Source organism: Sphingorhabdus pulchriflava (assembly GCF_003367235.1).
GTDB classification, from domain to species: Bacteria; Pseudomonadota; Alphaproteobacteria; order Sphingomonadales; family Sphingomonadaceae; genus Sphingorhabdus_B; species Sphingorhabdus_B pulchriflava.
Genome location: NZ_QRGP01000001.1, coordinates 450,977 through 463,406 on the forward strand (window position 1 = coordinate 450,977; position 12,430 = coordinate 463,406).

Consider the following 12,430-nt stretch of genomic DNA (forward strand, 5'->3'; position numbering starts at 1 on the left):
CTCGGTCGACAGAAAAAGGAAATCATTTGTGCGCAATGCACTATCTGTCGATGTTGAAGACTGGTTTCATGTCGGCGCGTTCGAACGCGTCATAAAGCCCGGCGATTGGCGGGGACTTGAATGCCGCGTTGAACGCAATACCGATATTTTGCTCGAAATGTTCGAGGCAAGCGGGATCAAGGCGACATTTTTCACTTTAGGCTGGGTGGCAGAGCGCTATCCGGCGCTGATGCGACGCATAGCCGAAGCCGGGCACGAACTGGGCAACCACGGCTCAAATCATGACCGGGTGTTCACCCTGACGCCTGAGCAATTCCGCGACGATATTGAACGGGCGCGCAAGATGATTGAAGATGCCAGCGGCGCAAAGGTCAACGGCTATCGCGCACCCAGCTTCTCGATCGATAAGCGGACCCCTTGGGCGCATGAGGTGCTGGCCGAGCAGGGCTATGTCTATTCCTCCAGCGTCGCGCCAATCCAGAGCGATCATTACGGCTGGCCCGAAGCGCCGCGATTTGCCTTCAAACCCGTGGCGGGTTCGGATCTGATCGAAATACCGGTTACAACGGCGGTTTTTGCCGGAAAGCGGTTGGCGGCAGGCGGTGGCGGCTATTTCCGGTTGCTGCCATACGCCTTTTCCCGTTGGGCGATGCGACAGGTCAATGAAGAAGACCTGCGCCCGGCGATCATCTATTTCCATCCGTGGGAAATTGACCCAGGCCAACCGCGCGTTGCCAACGCCCCGATCAAGTCAAAGCTGCGGCATTATACCAATCTGAAAACGATGCAGGGCAAACTCCAGCGCCTGATATCTGATTTTGAATGGGACCGGCTCGACGCGATTGTCACCGAAGAACAAGGGCGGATCCGATGAATGCGCCTCTATTGTCTGAAACCGTTATCATTCGGCGTGCCAATTTGTGCGACGCAAACTATTGTGCGCGGTTGGACGATTGGGTTCGTGTTCAGCGGGGTTCGACGCCCTTTCATCTGACGCTATGGCTTTCTGCCATATCCAAGGCGACCGGCCATGCGGCTTATGCGATTGTTGCCGAAAATGAAGCTGGCGACATCAAAGGTGTGGTACCCTTACACGCGGTCGGGTCACCATTATTTGGTCGCGCCTTGGTATCCAGTGGTTTTGCGGTTGGCGGCGGGATCTTGGCTGGATCGCAGGGCGTGGCGGATCGTTTGGCGGACGCCGTTTGGGAACTGGCAGTCGAGTTGAAATGCCCAACGGCTGAACTACGGGGCGGCGCAATCCCGCATCAAGGCTGGACAATCCAGAGCAATGCGCACGCGAATTTCGAACGCGAATTAGCGGGCGATGACGAGGCCCAATTGCTCGCTGTCCCGCGCAAACAACGGGCGGAGGTACGCAAAGGCCTCGATAAGGGGTTGGTGATCGAAACCGGCAATGGCCAGCGCGATCTCGACTGGCACTACCGCGTCTATGCCGAAAGTGTGCGCAATCTGGGTACGCCAGTATTTCCCCGCGCGTTGATGGCGGAGACGTTGAAGGCCTTTGGCAATGATGCCGATATTCTGACCGTGCTGTCGGATGGCAAACCGGTGGCGAGTGTTTTGAGCCTCTATTTCAACGGCGCCGTCATGCCCTATTGGGGCGGGGGTGTGTGGGAAGCGCGGGCGCTGCGGGCCAATGATGTGATGTATTATGCGCTGATGAACCATGCGCGCCGTCGCGGCTGCACGCGGTTTGATTTTGGCCGATCAAAAGTCGATTCCGGTGCCTATTTCTTCAAGAAAAACTGGGGTTTCGAACCGGAACCTCTGTCTTATTCTATACGTACTGCCGATGGATCGGAGCCACGCGACGTCAACCCGAACAGCGCGAAATATAGGTCAGTTGTCTCTGCATGGCAGAAACTGCCTTTGCCCATCGCCAATATGATCGGCCCCTGGATTTCCAAGGGTCTCGGCTGATGCGCGAGATATTGTTCCTCGCCCACCGCGTTCCCTGGCCCCCGGACCGCGGCGACAAGATCCGTTCTTTCCACATCCTCAAGAAACTGCAGACGATGGCACCGGTGCATGTCGGTGCCTTCGCTGATGATGCGCGTGACATCGAATGTGCCGAGGCTGAGCAGGCGGGTCTGGCGTCGCTGCATGTCGAGCTGCGTGATAAGCCGAGCTGGTTTTCAGGTGTTGAAGCACTGGCCAGCGGCAAACCGGTTTCGCTGACAGCATTCGGTTCGAAGGCGATGCAGGATTGGGTTGATGAGCGGCTGGCAAGCGGATCGATCAGCCACATATTCGTCTTTTCAGGCCAGATGGCACAATATGTCTCAGCCGATTTCGATGGCCGATTCATCATGGATTTTGTCGACGTCGACAGTGCCAAGTTCGAAAGCTATGCGAGCGAAGGCAATGCGCTGATGCGCTGGGTCTATGTGCGTGAAGCGAAGAAGCTTTCCGACTTCGAAAGCGAAATTGCCAAGCGCGCCGATGCCAGCCTATTCGTCAGCGAAGCTGAAGCTGCGCTTTTTCGGGAGCGAAGCGGGGTAGCCAATGTCGCTGCGCTGGGGAACGGCATCGACACGGTTTTTTATGACCCGGCTGCGAAGTTCAAGAAACTCCATCCGGTCTTTCCCGATCCCCTGATCGTCTTCACCGGGCAGATGGATTATCGCCCCAATATCGAAGCTGTCAGCGATTTTGCCCGCAATGCCATGCCAGCCATCCGGCAGGCGCATCCGGAAACCACCTTCGCGATTGTCGGGCGAAATCCGACGCCTGCTGTTGTCGAACTGTCAGCGCTTCCCGGCGTGCAGGTGACAGGCGCGGTCGATGATGTGCGCACATGGCTTGCAGGCGCCGATGTCGTCGTTGCACCATTGCGCATTGCTCGCGGTATCCAGAACAAGGTGCTGGAGGCGATGGCGATGGCCAAGCCGGTTTTAGCCTCAGCCGCTGCCGCTGAAGGTATCGAAGCGGTGGACGGCGAGCATCTGCTGGTCGCCAAAAATGTTGAGGAAGAGGCCGCCAAGGTCTCGGCGCTGCTGTCCGATACCGACGAGCGCCTTCGACTGGGAGCGGAGGCCCGTGCGCATGTGATTGCCCATTATGGCTGGGATGCGCAGCTTGCCTCGCTTGAAACGCTGATAAAAGGCGTGGCTGCAAAATGACCGCTAACTGGCGGACATCGCTCGCGCGCCTCGGCATTGTTTGGGCGGCGCTGCTGGCGCTGTTCTGGCGCGATGCGGCGGACATGGCGTCGATCTGGTGGAACAGCTCGACCTTCAACCATTGCCTGATCATCATCCCGATCCTGTGGTGGCTGGTTGATCAGCGCAAATCCGAACTGGCCAAACTTGAGCCAAAGCCTTGGGCGCTTCCGCTGGTCTGGATGGCCGCTGCGTCTTTTGGTTGGCTGCTCGGCGATGCGGCCGGGGTGGCGCTGGCGCGGCATGCGGGGTTGGTGATGATGTTGCAGGGTAGCGTTGCATTTCTACTTGGTCCGGCGGTCACGCGCGGACTGCTGTTCCCGCTTTTCTACATGTTCTTCCTTGTGCCTTTTGGCGAAGAATTTGTTCCGGTCTTGCAAACAATCACCGCCGAAATGTGTATGTGGCTCCTCGGCCTGACGGGAATTCCTGCGCATATCGATGGCATTTACATCGCCACTCCCACCGCGCTATTCCGCGTTGCAGAGGCATGCTCCGGGGTCAAATTCCTCGTCGCTATGGTCGCCCTTGGCGCGCTGGTTTCGAACCTTTGCTTCAAAAGCTGGCCACGCCGGATTGCCTTCATGGCGGCATGTATAGCCATTCCTATCATCGCTAACGGCCTGCGCGCCTTCGCTACCATCTACATTGCGCACCACGGCAATCTCGATTTTGCCGCGAGCTTTGACCATGTGATTTTCGGCTGGGTGTTTTTCGGCATCGTGATCGCTTTGGTGATGGCCGCAGGTTGGCCGTTTTTTGATAGGGCGGCGGACGCGCAATCCATCCATGCGGATCAGCTGGCGAAAGTTTCCGGCATCGCATTGAAACCGGCAATCGCATTGGGCGCGATGGCGGCAATCGTGCTGCTGCCATTTGGATGGAGCATCTACATTGCCAACCGGGCATCGCCGGTTCCTGCGAAAATTGATTTGCCACAGGTGGCAGGTTGGGCGCGGGTCGAATATCGCCCATTACATCCCTGGAAGCCGCATTTTGCCAAGGCCAGCCACACTCTGCTTGGTCGCTATCGCAATGCGCAGGGGCAAGAGATCGATCTCTACGTTGCGGTATATGACCGCCAGTCCGAAGGCCGCGAACTGGTTGGTTTTGGGCAAGGTGCTGCAGGCGGCAAAAGTGATTGGTCGTGGATCGAGAATTGCGAAGCGCCAGCCAACGCCCGTTGCGAGCGCATCGGAACCAAAAGCCAGAATCATCGCGATGTGATCAGCTTTTACCGTGTGAACGGCACGACCAGCGGTTCCGGCACCGCTGTAAAAATGGCGACGCTCAAGGCGAAACTGCTGGGCGGAAACCAGCAGGCGGTGGCGATATTGGTCTCAGCAGAGCAAAAAGGCCGCGAAAATCCGCGTCCGGCTATCGACTCATTCCTCAATTCGATTCGGGATATCGATAAACTGGCTGACCGCATGGCTGGTCTGGACTAAGGCGCTCAAATCATGTGCGGCATTGCCGGTATCTTCCATGTCGAAAGCTCCAAGCCGGTCGACCCAGAACGCGTCCGGCGGATGACCGATGCGATTGCGCATCGCGGGCCCGACGGGTCGGGCGTGTGGACTGCGCCGGGCATGGGCCTTGGCCATCGTCGCCTGTCGATCATTGACCTTGGCGGCGGCGCACAGCCGATGCTGACCGAGGATGAACGCTTTGCGCTCTCGTTCAACGGCGAAATCTACAACTTCCAGGAGCTGCGCAAAGAGTTGGAGGCAATGGGCCACCAGTTCCGCACGCATAGCGACAGCGAAGTCATTTTGGAGGCTTATCGCGCCTGGGGACCAAAATGCGTCGAACGGCTGCACGGCATGTTCGCATTCGCGCTTTACGATCAGGCGAACCGCCAATTGCTGCTGGCGCGCGACCGGTTGGGTGTGAAGCCGCTTTATCATGCACGTTTGGCCGATGGCAGCATCATCTTCGGTTCAGAACTGAAAGCGCTGCTTGAACATCCAGCTTTGCGGCGAGAGCCCGATCTGGCGATGGTCGAAGACTATCTGGCCTTCGGCTATGTCCCCGACCATGGCTGCATCGTCGCAGGCGTGCAGAAACTGGCAGCCGGCCATTATTGGCTGCTGACCCAAGGTAAGGCAGAGCCTGCGCCTACCCAATATTGGGATCTCGATTTTTCCAATCGGGTAAAGGGCAGCGAAGCAGAATTGCAGGAGGAACTGCTCCGCCTAATGCGGCAGGCCGTTCTCAGCCGCATGGTCGCCGACGTGCCTTTGGGGGCCTTTCTGTCGGGCGGGGTTGACAGCAGCAGCGTCGTGGCGCTGATGGCGGAGGCATCACGGCTGCCGGTCAAGACCTGCTCGATAGGCTTCGATGTCGGCGAACTGGACGAAAGCGAATATGCCAGCCGCATCGCCAAGCGCTTTCTGACAGAGCATCATAGCAAAATCGTTGCGGCTGACGATTATGGCCTGATCGACACACTCGCCTTCCATTTTGACGAACCCTTTGCCGATGCCTCGGCGCTGCCAACCTATCGTGTCAGCGAAATGGCGCGCGAGCATGTAACCGTGGCGCTGTCGGGCGACGGCGCGGATGAAGCACTGGCGGGCTATCGCCGCCATGTCTTCCACCATGGTGAGGAGCGGATGCGTTGCCTGTTGCCGCAAGCCATTCGCGGCCCGCTATTCGGAACGCTGGGCCGGCTCTATCCCAAGGCGGATTGGGCACCACGCCCCTTGCGCGCCAAGACCACCCTGCTCTCGCTCGCGCGGACGGGGGCAGAGGGCTATGCCGAGGCAGTGGGCGTCACCCCACCGCACATCCGTGACCGGCTTTATTCGCGGCGCACAAATCAGTTGCTCCGCGGTTATCGGGCTGAATATCATATGCACCGGTTGATGGATAAAGCCCCTGCGCGTAGCGGGCTTGATCAGGCGCAATATGCCGATATGAAACTGTGGTTGCCCGGCGATATCCTGACCAAGGTCGATCGCACCAGCATGGCAGTGGGGCTGGAAGCGCGCGAACCGCTGCTCGACCATCGTCTGCTCGAATTTGCGGCCTCCTTACCCGAAAATATGCGTGTTCGTGGTGGGCAGGGGAAGTGGCTGATGAAGCGCACGATGGAACGCTATTTGCCCGAAGACATCCTCTATCGGCCTAAAATGGGCTTTGTGACGCCGATTGCCCAATGGTTCCGCGGGCCGCTGGCCGAGACGGCACGCGGGATTGCATCTAATACAACTTTGGCGCGGACTGGCTGGTTTGATAGCGCAGAAATTGCCCGCGTGGCCGACGAGCATATTGGAGGCCGGTCAGACCACAGCCGTCTGCTGTGGCAGTTACTGATGCTGGAAAAGTCGGTCGCGCGGATTTTTGGCTAAGGGTAAATCGCCCTCACAAAATACAGGCCGTCCGGCGGAGCATTCAGCGCTAAAGCCGCTCGATCTTTTGCGTCCAGTGCGGCTTGCAAATCATCCGCACTCCAGCGCCCCATGCCGACAAAGGCAAGGCAGCCGACCATCGAACGGACTTGGTGGTGGAGGAAACTTCGCGCCGCCGCTTCGATCAGCACATGCTCACCTTCGCGCCGCACGTCGAGTCTGTCGAGCGTCTTGACCGGGCTATCCGATTGGCAATGTGCCGAACGGAATGTGGTGAAGTCGTGGAGGCCGACAAGGCGCTGCGCCGCTTCATGCATCGCATCTGCATCGAGCGGCTGTGGCACTTTCCATGCGCGCTTGGCCTCCAGCGCAAGCGGTGCACGCCGATTGGCGATGCGAAAGACATATTCGCGGCCGATGCAGGAAAAGCGCGCATGCCAATCATTCGCAACTATTTCAGATGTTAGGATGGCTATCGGTTCAGGGCGCAACTGCGCATTGATCGCTTCCATCAGCCGAAAGGGTTCGATAGCTTTTTCAATATCGGTATGCGCGCGCATTCCCAAGGCGTGGACGCCGGCATCGGTGCGCCCCGCTGCATGCACTGCGACATTTTCGCCCGTGACACGCTCGATGGCTTCTTCAATCGACTGCTGCACCGAAGGGCCATGCCCCTGCCGCTGCCAGCCCATGTAGGGCGTGCCATCAAATTCGATGGTGAAGGCAAAGCGGGTCATGCGAGGATGGTACGCGCCGGAATTTTATTCCCACGCAGAAAATCGGCGAGCGGCATTGCGGGCTTTCCGGCGCGTTGGATGATCTTCGGGCGGATGGCGCCTGTTGCGCATGCGATGGTAAGCCTGTCGTCGACGACAGCTCCGCTTTCACCGGCTGTTTCCACAATATCAGCAGCCAAAATCCGATATCGCTCGCCTTCAAACTCAAAGAATGCGCCTGGCACGGGGTTGAAAGCGCGGATCTGTTGTTCCACCACTTCTGCGATCTGTTGGAAATCCAGCCGCGCCTCGCTCTTGTCGATTTTCCGGGCATAGGTCGCGCCTTCTTCAGGCTGTGCAATTGCAGGATGGCCATCAATATCTGCTAACACTTCCGCCATCAGACCGGCTCCTAGATGCGCCAGTTCTTCGGTGAGCTCTCCAGCGGTCTTGTGATCAATCAGTGTTCGCGCTGTTGCGCGCACCGGCCCGGTATCAAGCCCTGCCTCCATCTGCATGACCATGACGCCGGTTTCAGCATCGCCAGCCAATATCGCGCGCTGCACAGGCGCCGCGCCGCGCCAGCGGGGCAGGAGTGAGCCGTGGACGTTGAGGCAGCCATGTTTCGGTGCGTCCAAAATTGGCTGGGGCAACAGCAGTCCATAGGCCGCGACGATTGCCGCGTCCGCATTGAGGGCCGCAAAGGCTTCCTGCTCCTCGGCGCCTTTGAGCGACACCGGCGTGCGCACCTCCAGCCCCAATTCCTCGGCGCACGCGTGCACGGCAGAGGGCGTCAGCTTTTTGCCGCGATTGGCAGGGCGGGGTGGCTGCGAATAGACAGCGACCACATCATGCCCCGCATCGACCAGCGCGTTCAGCGTCGGCACGGCAAAATCCGGGGTCCCCATGAATATCAGGCGCATCCAAGTCTTTCCTTTGTCTGCAAGGCGCACTAGCTACGCCGCTATGGCATCGCAAGAAATAGACGCATTGGCACAAGCATTGTCGCGGCTTCCCGGTCTCGGTCCGCGCTCGGCCCGCCGCGTTGTCCTGCATCTGATGAAAAAGCGCGAGACAGTGCTGCAGCCTTTGCTCCGCGCGCTCGAAATGGTCGAGGAGCGGCTCAAGACCTGCTCGACCTGCGGAAATCTGGATACCAGCGATCCTTGCGGCATTTGCGCCGATCCGCGCCGCGACACCCGCGCATTGTGCGTGGTGGAGGATGTGTCCGACCTTTGGGCGCTTGATCGCTCGCGTTTGTTTCCCGGCAAATATCATGTGCTAGGTGGGCGGCTTTCTGCCTTGGACGGGGTGCGGCCCGAGGATCTCAATATCGATGGTCTGGTTGTGCGCGTAGCCGAAGGCGGCATTGACGAGGTGGTGCTGGCGATGAACGCCACGCTCGAAGGCCAGACGACTGCTCACTACCTCGCCGAACGGCTGGAAAGCTATCCGATCCGCTTGACGCAGCTCGCGCATGGCGTGCCCGTCGGCGGCGAGCTCGACTATCTCGACGAAGGCACATTGGCGCAGGCGCTCCGTGCCCGTCGTCCGGTCGGTTGACGCTGGCCCACCCAGTCCCTATTTTAGCGCCATGGCCATACTCCCGATCCTTGAAGTGCCCGATCCGCGGCTCAAAGTCATCTCGACCCCCGTCACCGAATTTGACGATGGGCTGAAAAAACTTGTCGAGGACATGTTCGACACGATGTACGATGCGCCGGGCATCGGTCTCGCCGCGATCCAGGTAGGCGTGCCGAAGCGCATTTTGGTAATCGATCTGCAAGAGCCGACCGAGCATGACCATGAGCATGGCGAACATTGCAATCATGATGATGAAGTCGTGCGCAACCCGCGTATATTCATCAATCCTGAAATACTTGATCCTTCCGATGAGCATTCGACCTACACCGAAGGTTGCCTGTCGGTGCCGGATCAATTTGCTGAGGTCGAACGCCCCGCCGCAATCCGTGCCCGCTGGCAGGATCTGGATGGCAAGGTGCACGAAGAAGAGATGGAAGGCCTGATGGCGACCTGTCTGCAGCATGAAATGGACCATCTCGAAGGCATTCTGTTCATCGACCACCTGTCGCGCTTGAAACGACAGATGGTGCTGAAGAAGTTGGAAAAGCAGCGTAAAACTGCAGCCTGAACTACGCCACCTTTCGCTAGGTCCGATACGACGACGATACCTCAAAGGCTGAGTAACTTTGGTCCGGTGCGGTGATTTCTATTACAGCACCGCCAACAATCGCCGGATTCAGCCAACTATTGCATCGGAGCCCTGTTCCGCTACCCAAGCAACTGCATAGCGATTCAGAACAGCCAGTCTCTGCTGCCTAATCGCGCCAAAGCGGGAGAGGAAAACATGAGCGCAGACGTCACCTATGAGGTATCAGAGGGCGTCGCAACGCTGACGCTGAACCGACCAGAACGGTTGAACACTATCTCTGGTCCGATGCTGGACGCACTCAGCCACCTGTTGGTAAAGGCAGGTGAAGACCGTGAAGTCCGCGTCATCATTCTCACCGGCACGGGCCGCGCTTTTTGCGCCGGGCTGGATCTGGGCGCGGCGCAAAAAGGTGAGGGGATTGGGTCTTCATCCGCGACGTTCAGTGCAACAATAGACCTCAGAAACACGCCTCCGACTGTGCTGCATGCACTCGACAAGCCCGTGATCGCAGCGCTCAACGGGTCGGCAGCTGGCTATGGAATGGACCTCGCACTCGGCTGCGATATCCGCGTGATGGCAGCGGATGCAAAACTGGCTGCTGCATTTGTAAAGCGGGGTGTACTCCCCGAATCGGGCGGCACTTGGTTCCTGCCGCGCATGCTGGGTTGGGCAAAGGCAGCGGAGATCATCTTCACCGGTCGAACGCTGTCCGCGGATGATTGCTTGAAAGAGCGACTGGTCAATGAGGTGGTGCCGAGCGATCAAGTCGCTGCGCGCGCACGGGAAATAGCGCTAGAAATTGCTAACAATGCGCCACTGGCAGTGCAGGGCGCAAAACGGTTGATGCGCATGGGGCTGGAAGAGACTTTCAACACCCATGTACAGCATGTCTATCTCCAGTTGCTGCCATTGTTCCAAAGCGCCGACTTCAAAGAGGGTATTGCGAGCTTTATGGAAAAGCGCCCGGCAAAGTTTACCGGGAGTTGACGCCATCCCATAAGTAGCAGCGTTTCTCGCGAAAATGTTCGTGAGCGCGGGGGGGGGGCGGCAGCTTTAATCAAGCAGTCGACGAATTTCTAAGCGGGATCTGTTTTGTCTTTGCCCAGAAATTTCGCGAACACTTCGTCGCCACGCTGACTTCCGTCGTCGAGTTGAGAGAGCACATGGTCATGTTCCGCTTGCCAAGCATCAGCGACAGTGAGCTGTTGTGCATTGCGAACAAGCGTTTTCACCGCTTTCACCGCTTCCTTCGGCTTTTCGGCAATCGAAATGGCCAATTGTCGGGCGCTTTCCAATAGATTGCAGGGCTCGACGAGCTGATCGAAAAGTCCATTGGATAGGCCCTCCGATGCAGTTACAGTTTTTCCGGTCATCAGGATTTGTTTTGCAGTCGTTGGCCCCACTATTGATGGTAAAGACCAGGTGGCGTTTGCACTTCCATAGTTGATCGCTGTTACCTTGAATTCGGCTTTATTGCTTGCGATGCGGAAGTCACTTGCTGCGGCCATCAAAGCACCTGCGCCGAATGCCTTGCCGTTGACGGCCGCTATGACTGGAAGCGGGTGGAGCGCGATCGCCCTGAACAGCGGGTCTCGTTGTACGAATGCATTACGCATCGCATTAGTGTCGAAATCGGCCATTTCCTTGATATCAAAGCCCGCCGAAAAGGCCTCCTCTCCTGCACCTGTGATAATCAGGCATCTGGCATTTTTATCCGTTGCTGCATCGGCCAATATCTCCTGCAAACGTGCTGCCATGGACATTGTAATGGCATTCATCGCTTGCGGGCGGTTCAGCGTAATGGCCCAGATGGCACCGTCGCTGGTATCCAGACCGACGTCGTCGCTCATAAGCCATCTCCATGGATCGCGAGATGTAATTGCGACGAAAGACTTTGCGTCGCCGAAAGTGCGCGCAGAACGTCGTTGAGATGGGTGCACCCCATTTCCTTCGCCAGCATCTGCGGAACTATATCGCGAAGCGAGGTAATGTTCTGGCCCACGAGGCGCTGTATGTTCGTGACCGCAGCCGGGCATTCCTGATGGGGAAGAACATAAGGCGTGGCGGCCAAGGACAAAATCTGTCCATCTGAGGCATCGACCCGTGCGGTTGCGCGATATTCGTGGATCGCCTGTCGCAGCCCGTCCTGCCGCGCGGCGCTATCCTGAAATCCGGTATCGATAACAAGGGTATCGCCGTCGATTGACAGATCAATCCATCGCGCCCGGCGCGAATGTGGTCCCTTGATCTCCGGAAAGGCATGCCAGCCATCGGGATCTTCGGAATTGACCAATGACGGCACAATCGCCGAACTCTGCTGTTCGATATGCGGATGGCCTATGTCGCTTATCGAAGTTGAGCCTTCGGCAAAGCCAATGCAGACACCGCGCATATCGCCCTGATTGCCGCCGATGCCGTGCGTGTGAATCCGGTCTGCCAGCTCCCTGCTGAAGCCTTCCCAAGCGAACCAGCCCCAGCTTGATACCAGAGTCGCTCCCGCAAGATCGTCGAGTAGCAGATATTGCGTAGTATCGCGTTCGGCTGCTGCTGGGAAAAGCGAACGGAGCGCGCTGCGCAACTGCCCACCGGCGCGGACACCGGACAACGCGTCGAGGCGCGAATCTTCGGGAATTGTACGTGCGTTGACCAGTTCCCGGGTGATATGGGCATTCGCCTCAATCTCGGCTTCATCCAGCACATGGAATTCACCGTCTGCATCACTGAAAATGTCGCGCGCCCGGCCGATGATATGCGACAATCCTTCGCGGCCATCAGGCCAGAATATGTCGAGGCTGGAAGTGCGTCGAACGGAATCGGGCTTCCTTTTGGGGATCGGCCCGCCTGGATTGCTGCGCCACTCGCCAGACCGCGCTGCAGGCTGTGGAGACGTCATTGGCTTTCCTCCAAACCCCTATGGGCATGTTCTGCGAGGTCTCTTCGGACCTCTTTTGGGGAAGTGCAACTTCCTTCTTGCTATTATCTACGGTAATTAGATAATAGCAA

General features: G+C 58.1%; 12 protein-coding genes. 8 read left to right on the forward strand and 4 right to left on the reverse strand.

The features are described from left to right. Positions 1-28: 28 nt before the first annotated feature. The 5 genes from DXH95_RS02285 to DXH95_RS02305 are packed head-to-tail and all read left to right on the forward strand — an operon-like array spanning position 29 to position 6,538. A complete protein-coding gene (locus tag DXH95_RS02285) occupies positions 29-874 on the forward strand; it encodes an XrtA system polysaccharide deacetylase (protein WP_115547839.1) in 846 nt (281 codons plus the stop codon). Next, positions 871-1,944, forward strand: a complete 1,074-nt coding sequence (locus tag DXH95_RS02290) for a FemAB family XrtA/PEP-CTERM system-associated protein (RefSeq protein ID WP_115547840.1) — start codon at positions 871-873, stop codon at positions 1,942-1,944. Before DXH95_RS02285 ends, DXH95_RS02290 begins: the two co-directional genes overlap by 4 nt. Next, entirely contained in the window at positions 1,944-3,146 is a 1,203-nt protein-coding gene (locus DXH95_RS02295; protein ID WP_115547841.1) for a TIGR03087 family PEP-CTERM/XrtA system glycosyltransferase, read from the forward strand. The genes DXH95_RS02290 and DXH95_RS02295 overlap by 1 nt, the downstream gene beginning before the upstream one ends. Then, the gene (gene xrtA / locus DXH95_RS02300) at positions 3,143-4,633 is read left to right on the forward strand and encodes an exosortase A (RefSeq protein WP_115547842.1); all 1,491 of its coding nucleotides are present in this window, start codon (positions 3,143-3,145) and stop codon (positions 4,631-4,633) included. Before DXH95_RS02295 ends, xrtA begins: the two co-directional genes overlap by 4 nt. 12 nt (positions 4,634-4,645) lie before the next feature. After that, positions 4,646-6,538, forward strand: a complete 1,893-nt coding sequence (locus tag DXH95_RS02305) for an XrtA/PEP-CTERM system amidotransferase (protein WP_115547843.1) — start codon at positions 4,646-4,648, stop codon at positions 6,536-6,538. On the opposite strand, the gene truA is transcribed toward DXH95_RS02305, so the two are convergent. Further along, positions 6,535-7,275, reverse strand: a complete 741-nt coding sequence (gene truA / locus DXH95_RS02310) for a tRNA pseudouridine(38-40) synthase TruA (RefSeq protein WP_115547844.1) — start codon at positions 7,273-7,275, stop codon at positions 6,535-6,537. The genes DXH95_RS02305 and truA overlap by 4 nt on opposite strands. Then, positions 7,272-8,177 carry a methionyl-tRNA formyltransferase gene (gene fmt / locus DXH95_RS02315; RefSeq protein ID WP_115549352.1) on the reverse strand — a complete coding sequence of 302 codons (906 nt, stop codon included), beginning with the start codon at positions 8,175-8,177 and terminating at the stop codon, positions 7,272-7,274. The genes truA and fmt overlap by 4 nt, the downstream gene beginning before the upstream one ends. A gap of 43 nt (positions 8,178-8,220) precedes the next feature. Here fmt and recR point away from each other — a divergent pair, with 43 nt between their 5' ends. The 3 genes from recR to DXH95_RS02330 all read left to right on the forward strand — a co-directional run bounded on the left by recR (position 8,221) and on the right by DXH95_RS02330 (position 10,414). Continuing rightward, positions 8,221-8,817 (forward strand): recombination mediator RecR, encoded by a 597-nt coding sequence (recR, locus tag DXH95_RS02320; protein ID WP_115547845.1) that lies wholly within the window; start codon positions 8,221-8,223, stop codon positions 8,815-8,817. Between the two features lie 31 nt (positions 8,818-8,848). Beyond that, positions 8,849-9,406, forward strand: a complete 558-nt coding sequence (def, locus tag DXH95_RS02325) for a peptide deformylase (protein WP_115547846.1) — start codon at positions 8,849-8,851, stop codon at positions 9,404-9,406. A 216-nt stretch (positions 9,407-9,622) separates the two neighbouring features. Next, complete coding sequence (locus DXH95_RS02330; protein WP_115547847.1) at positions 9,623-10,414, forward strand: enoyl-CoA hydratase/isomerase family protein; 792 nt, start codon at positions 9,623-9,625, stop codon at positions 10,412-10,414. Between the two features lie 89 nt (positions 10,415-10,503). Here DXH95_RS02330 and DXH95_RS02335 read toward each other — a convergent pair whose 3' ends face one another. After that, positions 10,504-11,277 carry an enoyl-CoA hydratase/isomerase family protein gene (locus DXH95_RS02335; protein WP_115547848.1) on the reverse strand — a complete coding sequence of 258 codons (774 nt, stop codon included), beginning with the start codon at positions 11,275-11,277 and terminating at the stop codon, positions 10,504-10,506. Then, positions 11,274-12,320 carry a DUF2889 domain-containing protein gene (locus tag DXH95_RS02340; RefSeq protein ID WP_115547849.1) on the reverse strand — a complete coding sequence of 349 codons (1,047 nt, stop codon included), beginning with the start codon at positions 12,318-12,320 and terminating at the stop codon, positions 11,274-11,276. The genes DXH95_RS02335 and DXH95_RS02340 overlap by 4 nt, the downstream gene beginning before the upstream one ends. Positions 12,321-12,430: the final 110 nt, after the last annotated feature.